General features: G+C 73.3%; 14 protein-coding genes. 5 read left to right on the forward strand and 9 right to left on the reverse strand.

The genetic code is table 11. From position 1 onward, the window contains the following. Positions 1-223: 223 nt before the first annotated feature. The gene (locus tag ACXR2U_RS19830; RefSeq protein WP_458826811.1) at positions 224-1,213 is read left to right on the forward strand and encodes a methylenetetrahydrofolate reductase; all 990 of its coding nucleotides are present in this window, start codon (positions 224-226) and stop codon (positions 1,211-1,213) included. Then, positions 1,210-1,974: a methyltransferase domain-containing protein gene (locus tag ACXR2U_RS19835; RefSeq protein WP_458826812.1), complete on the forward strand. Its 765-nt coding sequence runs from the start codon at positions 1,210-1,212 to the stop codon at positions 1,972-1,974. Before ACXR2U_RS19830 ends, ACXR2U_RS19835 begins: the two co-directional genes overlap by 4 nt. A 7-nt stretch (positions 1,975-1,981) precedes the next feature. Here the strand turns inward: ACXR2U_RS19835 and ACXR2U_RS19840 are convergent, their stop codons facing one another. The 8 genes from ACXR2U_RS19840 to hrcA all read right to left on the reverse strand — a co-directional run bounded on the left by ACXR2U_RS19840 (position 1,982) and on the right by hrcA (position 11,018). Beyond that, complete coding sequence (locus ACXR2U_RS19840; RefSeq protein ID WP_458826813.1) at positions 1,982-2,344, reverse strand: cytidine deaminase; 363 nt, start codon at positions 2,342-2,344, stop codon at positions 1,982-1,984. Further along, positions 2,337-3,737, reverse strand: coding sequence for a hemolysin family protein (locus ACXR2U_RS19845; RefSeq protein ID WP_458826814.1), 1,401 nt, complete (start codon positions 3,735-3,737; stop codon positions 2,337-2,339). Before ACXR2U_RS19845 ends, ACXR2U_RS19840 begins: the two co-directional genes overlap by 8 nt. A 33-nt stretch (positions 3,738-3,770) precedes the next feature. Then, positions 3,771-4,313 (reverse strand): rRNA maturation RNase YbeY, encoded by a 543-nt coding sequence (ybeY, locus tag ACXR2U_RS19850; protein WP_458826815.1) that lies wholly within the window; start codon positions 4,311-4,313, stop codon positions 3,771-3,773. A 15-nt stretch (positions 4,314-4,328) separates the two neighbouring features. Next, entirely contained in the window at positions 4,329-5,348 is a 1,020-nt protein-coding gene (locus ACXR2U_RS19855) for a PhoH family protein (RefSeq protein ID WP_458826840.1), read from the reverse strand. A gap of 133 nt (positions 5,349-5,481) precedes the next feature. Beyond that, positions 5,482-6,231 (reverse strand): 16S rRNA (uracil(1498)-N(3))-methyltransferase, encoded by a 750-nt coding sequence (locus tag ACXR2U_RS19860; protein ID WP_458826841.1) that lies wholly within the window; start codon positions 6,229-6,231, stop codon positions 5,482-5,484. After that, positions 6,228-7,367 carry a molecular chaperone DnaJ gene (gene dnaJ, locus ACXR2U_RS19865; protein ID WP_458826816.1) on the reverse strand — a complete coding sequence of 380 codons (1,140 nt, stop codon included), beginning with the start codon at positions 7,365-7,367 and terminating at the stop codon, positions 6,228-6,230. The genes ACXR2U_RS19860 and dnaJ overlap by 4 nt, the downstream gene beginning before the upstream one ends. 131 nt (positions 7,368-7,498) lie before the next feature. Beyond that, positions 7,499-9,901 (reverse strand): outer membrane protein assembly factor BamB family protein, encoded by a 2,403-nt coding sequence (locus ACXR2U_RS19870; RefSeq protein ID WP_458826817.1) that lies wholly within the window; start codon positions 9,899-9,901, stop codon positions 7,499-7,501. Positions 9,902-9,986: 85 nt separating this feature from the next. Beyond that, positions 9,987-11,018, reverse strand: coding sequence for a heat-inducible transcriptional repressor HrcA (hrcA, locus tag ACXR2U_RS19875; RefSeq protein ID WP_458826818.1), 1,032 nt, complete (start codon positions 11,016-11,018; stop codon positions 9,987-9,989). A 93-nt stretch (positions 11,019-11,111) separates the two neighbouring features. Here hrcA and ACXR2U_RS19880 point away from each other — a divergent pair, with 93 nt between their 5' ends. Continuing rightward, on the forward strand, positions 11,112-11,429 hold the full coding sequence (locus tag ACXR2U_RS19880; RefSeq protein ID WP_458826819.1) for a type II toxin-antitoxin system VapB family antitoxin: 318 nt from the start codon (positions 11,112-11,114) through the stop codon (positions 11,427-11,429). Positions 11,430-11,435: 6 nt separating this feature from the next. On the opposite strand, the gene hemW is transcribed toward ACXR2U_RS19880, so the two are convergent. Beyond that, positions 11,436-12,668 carry a radical SAM family heme chaperone HemW gene (gene hemW / locus ACXR2U_RS19885; protein ID WP_458826820.1) on the reverse strand — a complete coding sequence of 411 codons (1,233 nt, stop codon included), beginning with the start codon at positions 12,666-12,668 and terminating at the stop codon, positions 11,436-11,438. Positions 12,669-12,755: 87 nt separating this feature from the next. Here hemW and ACXR2U_RS19890 point away from each other — a divergent pair, with 87 nt between their 5' ends. After that, entirely contained in the window at positions 12,756-13,535 is a 780-nt protein-coding gene (locus ACXR2U_RS19890; protein WP_458826821.1) for an enoyl-CoA hydratase-related protein, read from the forward strand. Next, positions 13,532-14,269 carry a dienelactone hydrolase family protein gene (locus ACXR2U_RS19895; protein ID WP_458826822.1) on the forward strand — a complete coding sequence of 246 codons (738 nt, stop codon included), beginning with the start codon at positions 13,532-13,534 and terminating at the stop codon, positions 14,267-14,269. The genes ACXR2U_RS19890 and ACXR2U_RS19895 overlap by 4 nt, the downstream gene beginning before the upstream one ends. The last annotated feature ends 14 nt before the right edge of the window (positions 14,270-14,283 follow it).

Here is a 14,283-nt window from a genome sequence, read left to right on the forward strand (position 1 = left end):
CGTCCATCGGAGCCACCTTCTGGGCCATGCACCACCGTGCACGACCACGCTCGAGGTGTCACCGATGTCCCGACAGATCCGGTGTCAGCGATGTCCTGACGCAGGACAACCGCGGGAACGGTGCAATCTGCGAGCCGCGCAGGCGACCCACCTCATGACGGATAGAACGTTGCATGCTGCACCATTCGACGCCAACCGGTCGGCACCTGGGTAGAGGTCCGGTGTGGAGGAGCGAGCGGACTGCCCCAAGCGGATGGTCTACGGCCCGTGCGGCGGGGTCCGCGCCGACGGCGGGTGCGAGATGGCGCCCCACCCGTGCGTCTTCCCGGACGCACCGGTGCCGCCCGCGGCCCATCCGCGTCCGCCGGCGGTCGAGCTGCCGCGGCCGTTCCTGCTCGCCGACTGGGGCGTCCCCGGCGGGAGCGCGGACGACCAGCGCGCCGCCGCGGCCGCGCTGGGTGAGGTCGCCGACGCCGTGCTCGCGGGCGACCACCAGGACCGGCCCGAGTTCCCGCCGACCCAGTTGGCCCGGCTGGCGCGGGAGGCCGGGGTGACGCCGTGGGTGACGCTCGCGTGCCGGGACCGGAACCGGTTCGTGCTGCGCCAGGAGCTGCATGGCCTCGCCCGCGAGGAGGTCGGCGCCGTCCTGTGTGTCACCGGCGACGGCCGCGCGTACGACGTCTCCCCCGACGTCACCCAGGTGTTCGACCTCGACAGCGTCCGGCTCACCGCGCTCGCGGCGGAGGTCGGCGTGCCGGCCGCGGTGGCCGAGAGTCCTGTCTCGCCGCCGGTGCAGGTGCGTCCGGGCCGGCTCGTCGGCAAGCAACGGGCCGGGGCCGGGGTGGCCGTCCTCAACCACGCCGGCACACCTGCCGCCGTGGCGGGGTTCGTCGACGCGGCGCGGTCGCGGGGCCTGACCGTCCCGGTGCTCGCCGCGGTCGCGGTGTTCACGGACTCGCGCTCGGCGGCGGTGCTCGCGGCGCTCCCCGGGCTGGAGCTCGACCCGGCCCAGATCGAGGCGGTGATGCGCGCGCCCGACCCGGTCGAGGCCGGGATCACCGCGGCGGTCGCCGAGGCCACGGCGTTGCTGGCGATCGAGGGTGTCGCCGGACTGAACCTCTCGGGCCTCGGCGCCGGCACGGACTGGCGGGCGGGGGTCGAGGTCATGGTGGAGACCGGACGACGGATCAGGCAGGCGGTGGCAGCGGCATGACCGACGACGCGATGGCCGACGAGTTCGACGTGGTCGCGGAGTGGACCGCGGACGTCGCGCTCGACCTCGGCCCCGAGTACCGCATCCCCGCGGGCTGCCGGGGCAGCGGCAGCCCGGCCGGGCTGCTGTGGCTGGCCGAACACCTCGACCTGCGTCGGGGCGAGAGCCTGCTCGACGTCGGGGCGGGCGTCGGCGGCCCGGGTGCGTTCGTCGCCGAGGCTCTCGAGGTGCGGCCGGTGCTCAGCGAGCCGGCGGCCGGGGCGTGCCGCGCGGCGGTGCGACTCTTCGACCTGCCGGTGGTCCAGTGTTCGGCCACCGCCCTGCCGTGGCGGGACGGCGCGTCCCCGGCGGCGTGGTCGCTGGGGGTGCTGTGCACGATCCCCCGCGACCAGCAGGCGACCGCCCTGGCGGAGATGGCCCGCGTCCTGGCGCCCGGCGGACGGCTCGGGCTGCTGGTGTTCGTCGCCGCCACGGACCCGCTGCCGTTCCAGCCGGAGGGCAACGCCTTCCCCACCCGGGAGCGCCTGCACACGCTGCTGCGGGACGCCGGGCTGGACGTCGGGGCCGAGACGACCGCGAGCGACCTGAGCTGGGAGTCCGAGGAGTTCGACCGGCGGGCGGGCGCCGTGGAGGACGAGCTGGGGCGCCGGCACGCCGACGACGAGCGGTGGCGGACCGCCGAACACCAGTCCGAGCTCATCGGCCGGCTCATCGGCGACGGTCAGGTGGTCCCGACCTACCTGGCCGCCGTCCGGACGTGACCCGCGGTCAGTCCTCGGTGTAGCCGCGCCCGACGACCTCGCCGTCGGGGGTGGCGAGGAAGACGGCGGTGCTGGGCGAGAGGTCACGGACAGCGAGCACGCCGTCGGCGTCGACGGCCATCGGGTCGGCTCCCGCCATCACGTCGCCGACCAGCGCGGCGGCCTCGAGCTGGGTGGCGCCGGACGCCGCCGCCATGACCACCGCGACCTGCAGGGCCGACAACCGCAGCGAGCTCAGCGTGATCGCCGGGGCGGCGTAGGTGCGACCGTCCTGGTCACGGACGGCGGCGCCCTGGTCGGTCTCGGCCCGCGCGCGGGCGGACCGGGCGAGCGTCACCAGCTTGCGGTCCTCGTCGGACACGTCACCCACGTCGCGTCGCCTCCATCCGGTCGTGCTCCTGTCGGTCGGCGCGCTCGGATCGTTGCGATCGTTCGGCGCGCCCCCGGTCGTCGTGTCCATCCTGGCGGGAGCCCTGGTCGTCGTCGTCGGCGGGCTCCCGGACGCGGCTCACCAGCACGGTCCCGACGCGGTTGCGGCGACCGGCCCCGGACTCCGCGACCAGGTGCAGACCGTGCACGGTGGCCTCGGCCCCGGGGATCGGCACGCGGCCGAGCGCCTCGGCGAGCAGACCGCCGACGGTCTCGACGTCGTCGTCGCGTTCCGGCCACTCCACGTCGAACAGCTCCTGCAGGTCGTCGACCGACAGCCTCGCGACCACCCGGGCCGAACCGTCGGGCAGCATCGTGACCGGCGGGATCTCGACGTCGTACTCGTCGGTGATCTCCCCGACGATCTCCTCGACGATGTCCTCGATCGTGATCAGGCCCGCGGTGCCGCCGTACTCGTCGATGACGATCGACAGGTGGGTGCGGCTCGCCTGCATCTCCCGCAACAGCTGGTCGATGTCCTTGGTCTCCGGCACGAACGACGGTGAGCGCATGACGTCGGCCACCGAGACGTCGGCCGCGCGGTCCTGGTCCTGCGCGAGCCGGGCCAGGTCCTTGAGGTAGACGACGCCGACGACCTCGTCGATGCTCTCGCCGACCACCGGGATGCGGGAGAAACCGCTGCGCAGGGCCAGGGCCAGCGCCTGCGGCACCCGCTTGTCGCTCTCGATCCACACCATCTCCGGGCGCGGGACCATGACCTCGCGGGCGATCGTGTCGCCGAGGCCGAAGACCGACTGGATCATCTCCCGCTCGGCCTCCTCGACGACCCCGCTCGCCTCGGCGAGGTCGACCAGTTCGCGCAGCTCGATCTCGGAGCTGAACGGGCCGTCGCGGAAACCGCGACCGGGGGTGACGGCGTTGCCGATCAGCACCAGCAGCGAGGCCAACGGGTTGAGGACCGAACCGAGGATCCGTACGACCGTTGCACTCCGCAACGCCACGGCGTAGGGGTGCTGACGACCGAGGGTGCGGGGGCCGACCCCGACCAGGACGTAGCTGGTGAACACCATGACGGCGACGGTGAGGGTGGCGATCCACCAGTCACCGCCGAGCTCACGGCGCACGACGATGGTCACCAGCACGGTCGAGGTCAGCTCGCAGATGAGCCGCAGCAGCAGGAGCAGGTTGGTGTAGCGCGCGCGGTCACCCAGGACGACGGCGAGCGAACGGGCGCCGGGGCGGTCGTCACGGCGCATGTCCTCGACCCGGGCGACCGACACCCACGACAGGGCGGCGTCGACCGCCGCGAGGGTGCCACCGATCGGGACCAGCAGCACGGCGGCGACGAGGGCGACGACGTCGGCGGAGGTCACCGGCGGCCCGCCGGTGAAGGTCCCGGGAGGGGGTCAGGCACGCTTCTGCCCGCCGGTGCCCGGCAGCGGCGTGCGGACCGGCTCACGCCCGGTCTTGCTGACCCAGGCGTTCACCAGCGAGGCCTGCAGGTCGAACATCTCCCGCTCCTCGGTGGGGTCACCGTGGTCGTAGCCCAGCAGGTGCAGGATGCCGTGGGTCGTGAGCAGGGTCAGCTCGGACGCCGTGCTGTGGCCGGCCTCGACCGCCTGCTGACCCGCGACCACCGGGCACAGCACGACGTCACCGAGCATGGAGTCGGGCTCGGGGTCGTGGTCGGCGCCCATCCCGGCCGGGCCGGGCGGTTCCGCGAGCGGCGGGGCGTTGTCGACGTCCATGGGGAAGGCCATGACGTCCGTCGGGCCGGGCAGGTCCATCCACTGCTCGTGCAACGCCGCCATGGCGTCGGGGTCGAGCAGGACGATCGACAGCTCGGCCTGCGGGTTCACGCCCATCTCGTCGAGGACGAACCGCGACAGCTGCGCCAGCGCGGGTTCGTCGACCTCGGCGCCCGACTCGTTGTTGATCTCGATGCCCACTGCGTGCTCCCGGGATCAGTCGTGCCGGCGGGCGTGGGCGTCGTCGTGACGCTCGTACGCGTCCACGATCTCGCCGACCAGCCGGTGCCGCACGACGTCGGCCTTGCCGAGCACGCTGAAGTGGATGTCGTCGACGTCCTCGAGGATCTCGCGCACGACCCGCAGACCGCTCTGCGTGCCGTTGGGCAGGTCGACCTGCGAGACGTCGCCGGTGACGACCATCTTGGAGTCGAAACCCAGCCGGGTCAGGAACATCTTCATCTGCTCGGGCGTGGTGTTCTGCGCCTCGTCGAGGATGATGAACGCGCTGTTCAGCGACCGGCCGCGCATGTACGCGAGCGGCGCGACCTCGATCGTGCCGGCCTGCATGAGCCGCGGCACGGAGTCGGGGTCGAGCATGTCGTGCAGGGCGTCCATGAGCGGGCGCAGGTACGGGTCGATCTTGTCGTTGAGCGTGCCGGGCAGGAAGCCCAACCGCTCCCCCGCCTCGACCGCCGGCCGGGTCAGGATGATGCGGTTGACCTGCTTGGCCTGCAACGCCTGCACGGCCTTGGCCACCGCGAGGTAGGTCTTGCCGGTACCGGCGGGGCCGATGCCGAACGTCACGGTGTGCTGGTCGATGGCGTCGACGTAGGCCTTCTGGTTCAGCGTCTTCGGCCGGATGCTCTTGCCGCGACGCGACAGGATGTTCATCGTCAGGACGTCGGCCGGGCGCGAGGTGGTGTCGGCCGTGAGCATGGCGAGGGTCTGCCGCACGGTGTCCGGGGACACCGGCTGGCCCTTGCGCACGAGCACGATGAGCTCCTCGACGAGTCGGACGGCGGTGGCGTTGTCGGCGGCGGCGCCGGTCACGGTGATCTCGTTGCCGCGTACGTGGACGTCGCTCGCGACGGCCTGCTCGATGGCGGTGAGCACCTCGTCACGTGACCCGAGGAGAGCGACCATCGGGACGGACGGATCGACCGGGAAGCTGGTGGTCACGCGCGCGGTGTCGGCACGCGGCGCCGGTGACGGGTTCTGCGGTGACGGTTGCATGGGTGACGCCATCAGCGCCTGTGCACGCTGCCTTCCGGGTCGAGGAGTGGTCTCGGGTTCGATGCTACCGAGCACCGGGTCCAACGGCGCCCGCTTTCCGGTGATTCCGTCCGACCCGGGCGGCCGGACGGGGTCACCGCCACCGGCCCAGGCGCACGGCGATCGCGGCGAGGGCCGCAGCCCCGGCGGTCGAGGTCCGCAGGACCTCCGGACCCAACCGCACCAACTCGCCGCCCGCCGCGGTGAACCGCTCGACCTCGGCCGGGCTGATCCCGCCCTCGGGCCCGACGACGAGCACGATCTCCCCGCTGTCGGTCAGCGGGACGTCGGCGAGCGGCGTCCCCGCGTCGAGGTCGTCGGAGTGCAGCACCAGGGCCGTCGCGGCCCCGGCGATCCGCTCGACCGCCCCGGTCGTGGTGACCAGCGGGGCGACCTGCGGCGTCCACGGCCGGCGGCTCTGCTTCGCGGCCTCGCTCGCGGTGCGTTCCCACTTGGCCCGGCCGCGCTCGGCCTTGTCGCCCCGCCACCGGGTGACAGCCCGGTCGGACTCCCACGGCACGACGACGTCGACGCCGACCTCGGTCAGCAGTTCGACGGCGAACTCACCCCGGTCGGTCTTGGGCAGGGCCTGCACCACCGTGACGCTCGGCGCGGGCGCGGGGGTCTCGGTGCGCGCGCGCACGAGCAGGTGGACGTCGTCGCGGTCGACCGCGGTGACCTGGCAGGTGCACACGGTGCCGCGGCCGTCGGCCACGAGCAGGGTCTCCCCCGGCTGCACCCGCTTGACCCGGCCCGCGTGCCGGCCTTCGTCGCCGGTCAGCACGATCTCGGCGCCCGGCTGCGCGTCGTCCAGCGACGCCCGGTGGAACAGCGGCGGGGTCAGCGACCACTCCAGGCGTCGCGGACCTTCGAGAACAGTCCACCGCGGCTGCTGCCCACCGCCACGTCCTCGTGCCGGAGGTCGGCCAGCTGGCGCAGCAGGGCCTCCTGCTGCTCGTCGAGGCGGGTGGGGGTGCGGACGTCGAGGTGGACGTGCAGGTCGCCACGGACCGTCGAGCGCAGCCGCGGCACGCCCTTGCCCCGCAGCGTGACGGTGTTGCCCGCCTGCGAACCGGGTCGGATGTCGATCTTCTCCTCGCCGTCCAGCGTGGTGAGCGGGACGGTGGTGCCGAGCGCCGCGGCCGTCATCGGGACGGTGAGCTGCAGGTGCAGGTCCGAGCCGTCCCGGGTGAACACCTCGTCGGGCAGTTCCCGGATCTCGATGAAGAGGTCGCCCGCGGGGCCGCCGCCGGGGCCGACCTCGCCCTGGCCGGTGAGCCGGATACGCATGCCGTCCTCGATGCCCTCGGGGACGTCGACCGCGATCTCGCGCCGGGCGCGCACGCGACCCTCGCCGCCGCAGGTCGGGCAGGGAACCGGGATCTGCGAACCGGTGCCACCGCACGCGGTGCACGGACGGGCGGTGACGACCTGGCCGAGGAAGCTGCGCTGCACCGACTGGATCTCACCCGCGCCGCCGCAGACCTCGCACGTCTTCGGGGAGGTCCCGGGGGCGCAGCCGTCACCGTGGCAGGTCTCGCAGGTGACGGCCGTGTCGACCGCGATCTCGCGGCGGACACCGAAGGCCGTCTCGTGCAGGGTCAGGTCGAGACGCAGCAGCGCGTCGGCACCCGGCCGGACGCGGCTGCGGGGCCCCCGCGCCTGCGCGCCACCGAAGAACGCCTCGAACACGTCGCCGAAGCTGCTGAACCCGCCCGCGCCGAACGGGTTGCCGGCGGCTCCGCCGCCACCGCCCTGGGACAGCGGGTCACCGCCGAGGTCGACGATGCGCCGCTTCTCGGGGTCGGAGAGCACTTCGTACGCCGCCGTGGCCGCCTTGAAGCGTTCCTGCGCGGTCGGGTCGGGGTTGACGTCGGGGTGCAGTTCGCGGGCGAGCTTGCGGTACGCCCGCTTGATCTCCTCGCCGGTGGCGTCACGCGCGACGCCCAGCACGGCGTAGTAGTCACGGGGTTCGGGCACGGAGAAGGTCCTCGCAGTGGCGTCCGGGGTGGGTCGGGCTGGCAGTCACCGGTGGTGAGTGCCAGGACCCGACTGTACCGGTGCGGACCGACGCCGGACCGCGCCTCACCCCGCGGCGAACACCCTCGCCGTCACGCCACCGGCGCGCCGAACGCGGTCAGGTGGGTCCCGTTCGGCACGACCAGGACGTCGTCGCCGATCGACATGCCGGAGTCCCAACTCCGGGACGACGACGGGGTCTGCGGCAGGGCCCCGCTCCACACCGCCCGGCCGGTGCCGACGGCGTAACCGCGGACGGTGCCGTCGGCGGCCGGGACGTAGACGGTGTCGGGGGTGGTGAGCGGCGTGCCGACGAGGTCTCCGGTGCCCTGGGTCCACACCGTGGCGCCGTCGCTCTCACCGACGGCGGTGAGCACGCCGGCGGTGAGGGTCAGGGCGAGGTCCTGGACGAAGGCCACCGGCCGGGAGCCGGTGAAGGCGCGGGGGGCTGTTCCGGTCGCGGCGTCGAGGACGGTGCCGGCGTCCGCGGTGTCACCGCGGGTCCACAGCCGGCCGTGGTGCAACGCCGGCGTGGCCGCGCCGTCCTCGACGGTCGGCCCGGCGGTCCACCGCAGCGTGCCGGAGAGGCTGTAGGCCGTTGCCGTCTGCCCGCCGCCACCCGCGACGTAGACACCGGTGGAGTCGGCCGCGACGACCGGATCGGTGCCGGCCGCCGGCAGCGTGACATGCCAGGCGATCTCGCCGCTGGTGGCGTCGAGCGCCCAGAGGTTCGCGTTGGACGCGACGAACAGCCGGTCGCCGACGGCAGCCGTCCCCACGACCGGTTGCGAGAACGACAGCTGTTGCTCCCACGGCTCCTCGCCCGTCAGCGAGGACGCTGCGACCCGGCCGTTGCTGTCCACCGTGATGATCCGGTCAGCCGCGTAGACGAGGTCGACCGCCGCGAGCCCGCTGCCGATCGGGACCGGTCCGTCCACCGTTCCGGAGGCGTTGTCGACGTGGAACAGGTCGAAGACGTGTGACGCGACGCCCTCCTCCTCGTGCTGGACCGGTGCGTAGGTCCCCGAGACCGTGACCAACGGCCGGCCGACCACGGTGGTCGCCGGGTCCCAGCCACCCGCGGCGGCGAAGTCGACGTCCCACCGCTGGCTCGCTGACGAGGGCAGCGAGGTCTCGGAGTGGCCGTCGTGGGCGCCGTCCTGCTGGAAGCCGGTGGCGGAGGTCGGCTCGCGCGGTGGCGCGCCGGCCGGGTCGAGCAGGACGTACCCGGAGAGGTCGACGACGACGTCGGCCCGTCCCCCGGTCACCGCGACGGTGAACGACCGGTGGGTGACGTCCTCGAGCGGGACCACGGCGAGGTTCGCGACCGTCTGGCCGGGCCCGGCCCAGTTCGAGGTCGAGGCCAGCGGCCGGTCCGACCCGCCCGCCCACACCGTCAGGTAGCCGGACGAGGTGGTGCGGGTGACGGTGACCGTGACGACGACGGCCTGGATCGGGTAGCCGGTGTCGAGGTCGTACGGCGGCAGGTCGGCCAGGTCGTCGATGCTGACGGCCCGCCCGGTGCGGTCGACCGGCCCACCGCCGGACGCCCCACGGGTGTCGGCGATGCGTTGCGGACTCACGCTGGCGAGGGTGGCGGCGACGTTCGGGCCACCGGCCAGCACGTAACCCTGCACGTCGGCGACGACCGCGACCGCGGCCGACCCGCGGTTGGCGATCACGAACCGACCGTCGTGGTCGACGGGGACCTGCACCTGGCTCGCGACCGTCTGCCCCGTGCGGGTCCAGTTCAGGCTCGAGTACAGGGCGGGGGGCGTGCTCGCGGCCAGGGCCAGGTTGCCCGAGCCCCTGGTGTTGGTGGCGGTGAGGTTGACGAGCACGGCGCCGATGCCCGCGAGCGGCAGCCCGCCGCGCCCGACCGTGCCGACCGTGATGCTGGACCGGGGACCGACCGGTGCGGCGGTGGTGCCGGTGCCCGAGCGGGTGTCGACGATCCGCGCCGGACGCACCGCGACGACCGCCCCGGGCTCGGTGGCCGGACCCGCCCAGGTGAACCCGGTGACGTCGAGGATCACCTGGCTGCTGCCCGCCGCGACGTTCTCGACCGTCACCTGCCCGCCCGCACCGAGGGCGACGAACGTGGAGTTGGCGAGGGTCTGGCCGGCGGAGAAGTTCAGGGTCGAGGTCCCGGTGGAGCCGCCGCCGGTGGGGCGGACCGACAGGTACCCCGACGCCCGGGGCTGGGTGACCGTCACCGTGAGGAACACCGCCGCCACCTGGGCGGCGGGCGGGAGGCCGCCGCGACCGGCGATCTGGACCGTGACCGACCCGCGGGCCGCGATGGGCGACTTCGGTGCGCCGTTGCCACTGCGGGTGTCGAGCACGCGGGCGGGATCGACCGAGACGACGGTGCCGGGCGCGCCGGGTGCGGGATCGGCGACGGCGGGGGCCGCGGCGGACACCACAGCGGCCAGCGACGCGACCGACGCGGCCACGAGCAGGACGGCACGGACACGGACGGCTCGAACCGGCATGGACGCGGCTCCCTTCACGGCGTGGGAGCGCAGTCAAACACGAACCGGTGACAGTTTCGACGGTCGCGGCCCGATCGGGTGGAACTCAGTTCTCGGCGATGATCTGACCGACGTACCGCGCGACCGCCGCCACCCGGCCCATCGTCGAGCCGTAGTCCATGCGGCGGGGACCGAGGACCCCGACGGCGCCGTAGGCCGCGCCACCGGGACTGCCGCCGTACCCGGTGGCGATGACCGACGCGGTCGACAGGCCCTCGTGCCGGTTCTCCCCGCCGATGCTGACCACCACGCTGCCCGCGGTGAGCGCGCTCTCGAGCAGCTTGAGCATGACCATCTGCTCCTCGAGGGCCTCGAGAACCGGCCGGATGGCCGGGAAGTCCAGGGTGTAGTCGGACAGGTTGGCGGTGCCGGCGAGCACGACGCGGTCGCTGCGGCGTTCGACCAGGGCGTCGAGGAGCACGCCGGTCAGCACCGTGACGGTGTCGCGCAGGTCGGGGTCGACGGCCGCGGGCAGTGAGGTCACGACCTCGGGCGCCTCGACGAGCAGCCGGTCGCGCAGGGCGGCGTTGAGCGTGGTCCGCAGGTCGGCGACGGCCTGGTCGCTGAGGTCCTGGGGCACGTCGACGATGCGCTGCTCGACGCGCCCGGTGTCGGTGATGAGAACGAGCATCACCCGGTCGGAACCCAGCGAGACCAGTTCCACGTGCCGCACCCGGGAACTCGACAGCGTCGGGTACTGCATGACCGCGACCGACCGTGTGAGTTGCGCGAGGGTGCGGACGGCGCGGTGGACGACGTCGTCGAGGTCGGTGGCGTCCTCGAGGAACGCGGCGATGGCCCGCCGTTCGGCGCTGCTCATCGGCTTGAGGTCGGCGAGGCGGTCGACGAACACGCGGTAGCCGAGGTCGGTGGGCACGCGGCCGGCGCTGGTGTGCGGGGCGACGATCAGCCCCTCCTCCTCGAGCGCGGCCATGTCGTTGCGGATGGTCGCGCTGGACACCCCGAGCCGGTGCCGGTCGACCAACGCCTTGCTGCCGACGGGCTCGTTGGTGGCGATGAAGTCCTCGACGATGGCACGCAGCACCTCGAGTCGTCGTTCACCGCTGGTGGTCCGCACGTCGCCCCTCCGCTCGCTGTCCGCCCTGCCTCGATCCTACGGCCGTCAACTAGCCTGACCAGGAAGTCGTGTCGTCGAGGGAGGTGGGACCGGGTGATCTTCAAGGCCGTCCGTGAAGGCCGTCCGTACCCGGACCACCAGCTCTCCGCGCGCGACTGGGCGACGGTCGCCCCCCGCGCGGTGCGGCTCGACGAGCTCGTCACCACCAAGCGGGTGCTGGAGCTCGACAAGCTGCTCGACGAGGACTCCACCTTCTACGGCGACCTGTTCCCGCACGCCGTGGCGTGGCGCGGCTCGATCTACCTCGAGGACGGCGTGCACCGCGCGCTGCGCGCGGCCCTGCAGCAGCGCACCACCCTGCACGTGCGGGTGCTCGACCTCGACGAACTGCGGCCGACCTCCGGGCGCTGAGGTCCGTCAGGCGGTCAGCAGGTCGCGCACCACGGCGTCGGCGAGCAAGCGGCCGCGCTGGGTGAGCACCACCCGGTCGTCGCGGAAACCCTCGACCTCGACCAGGCCCCACTCGACCATCTGCGCCGCCTTGACCCGCGCGGCCAACGGCAACGCCCGCAGGTCGAACCCGTCGGACAGCCGGACGCCGAGCATGACCTGCTCGGTGCGGCGGGCGTCGTCGTCGAGGATCTCGCGTGCGGCCGCCGGTGACCGGCCACCCTCGAGGCGTTCGGTGTAGACCGCGGGGTGACGGACGTTCCACCACCGCACGGTCCCGACGTGGCTGTGCGCGCCGGGGCCGGCACCCCACCAGGTGCCGTCGGCCCAGTAGAGCTGGTTGTGACGGCAGCGGGCGTCAGGGGTCCGGGCCCAGTTCGAGACCTCGTACCAGTCGAAACCCGCGCGGCGCAGCGTCTCGTCGGCCTGGACGTAGCGGTCGGCGAGGACGTCGTCGTCGGGGGCGGCGATCTCACCGCGGGCGACCTTGCGCGCCAGCGCCGTGCCGGGTTCGACGACCAGGGCGTACGCACTGACGTGGTCGGCCCCGCTCGCGATCGCGGCGTCGAGGCTCGCCTGCCAGTCGGACTCGGTCTCGTCGGGCGTGCCGTAGATGAGGTCGAGGTTGACGTGCTCGAAGCCGGCGGCGCGCGCCTCGGCGACCACCTCCTCGGGACGGCCCGGGCGGTGACGACGGTCGAGGGTGGCGAGCACGTGCGGGATCGCCGACTGCATGCCGACCGAGAGCCGGTTGATGCCGAGTTCGCGCAGCCGCGTCAGGTACGCCGGGGTGACGGACTCGGGGTTGGCCTCCGACGTGATCTCGACGTCGGGGGTGACGCCGAACAGGTCGACGATCTCGCTGACGACGACCCCGAGGTGGTCCGCGGGGAGCAGGGTCGGGGTGCCGCCACCGAAGAAGATGCTGCTCGCGGGCGGCACGAAACGGCCGAGCACGTCACGGGCCAGGCGCAGTTCGGACAGCACGGTGTCGGCGTAGCCGTAGCGGCTGACGCGGTTCTCGGCCGGGCCGAGTTCCTCGGCGGTGTAGGTGGTGAAGTCGCAGTAGCCGCAGCGGGTCGCGCAGAACGGGACGTGGACGTAGACGCCGAACGGGCGGTCGCGGGCCTCGGTGAGCGCGGCGTGCGGCAACCCGCCGTCGGGCGGTGCGGGCACGCCGTCGGGCAGGGCGGATGGCACGTCGTCCAGTGTGCCTCGCGCGATCTGACGTGGCGTGCGCCGCACCCGGGTGTCGTGGCGACCCTCCTGTCCACTAGACCTTGGAGGGTGACCGACAACGGAGTCCGGTACGAGGTCGACGGGGCGCGAGCGACGATCACGCTCGACCGGCAGGAGACCCGCAACGCCCTGGGCACCGACGGGTTGACCGCACTCGGTGACGCGTTCGACGCTGCGGTCGCCGATGCCGAGGTACGCGTCGTCGTGCTGACCCACGCCGGACCGGTCTTCAGTTCCGGAGCCGACCTGCGGGCCGCGACCGGTGCGGCGCCCGGTGACCAGCCGGTCGCGCGGTTCCCCGCCATGTTGCAACGCATCTGGGCCTGCCCGAAACCGGTGATCGCCGCGGCCGACGGCAAGACGCGCGCCGGCGGCGTCGGCCTGTTCGCGGTGTGCGACCTGACGGTGGCGTCGCCGACGTCGGACTTCGCGACCAGCGAGGTGCGACTCGGCGTGGTGCCCTACGTCATCTCGATCCCGTTCCTGGCGCGGGTCCCGCACGGCGCGGCCCGGCAGTGGTTCCTCACCGGCAGCGTGTTCGACGGCGTCCGAGCCCACCGTGACGGCCTGGTCGACGTGCTGGCCGACGACGTGCCGGGCGCCGTCGCCGCCCTCGTCGACGACATCGCGCTGGGCGGCCCCGACGCGATCGCCGCGACCAAGCAGCTGCTGCGCGGCTCGCTCGACGCCGAGACACTCGCCGCGCGGTACGCCGAACTCGCCGACCGGTCGGCGCGGACCTTCGCCTCGGACGAGGCGCAGGAAGGCATCGCGGCGATGCGGGGCAAGCGCCCCGCCGCGTGGACGCACCAGGGAGGCACGGCATGACCGATCGCATCGTGGCCGAGACGATCACCTTCGACAGCCGCGACGGCGACGGCATCGAGGGTTACCTCGCCACCCCCGACACCCCGTGGCGGGGCGGGGTGGTGGTCATCCACCACATGCCGGGCTACGACCGGGCGTCGAAGGAGATCACCCGTCGCTTCGCCACCCTCGGGTTCGTTGCACTGTGCCCCAATCTCCACTACCGCGACGCGCCCGGCGCCGACCCCGACGACGCCGCCGCGGCCTCGCGGGCCGCGGGCGGTGTCCCCGACGACCGCTTGGTGGCCGATGTCGGCGCCGCGGTCGATCTGCTGAAGTCGATGGGGGCCGCCAAGGTCGGCACGATCGGCTACTGCTCGGGCGGGCGCCAGTCGGTGCTGGCCGCGTGCTCGCTCGACCTCGACGCCGCCGTCGACTGCTACGGCGCGTTCGTCGTGGGCGTGCCGCCGGAGTCCTTCCCCGTGAAGACGATGACCGGCATCGAGGACAAGCTGTCCGACCTCTCCTGCCCGTTGCTCGGCCTGTTCGGCCGGGAGGACAAGACGCCGTCGGTGGCCGACGTCGAGAAGCTGACCGCCCTGCTGCAACAGCACGGCAAGGACTTCACCCCGGTGGTCTACGACGACGCCGGCCACGCCTTCTTCGCCGTCGACCGACCCTCGTACCGGGTCGCCGCGGCCAACGACGGGTGGGAACGCGTCGAGACGTTCTTCGGCCGTCACCTCGCCTCCTGATCCGCCGGACGAAC

The sequence above is a fragment of the Jatrophihabitans sp. YIM 134969 genome (assembly GCF_054456675.1).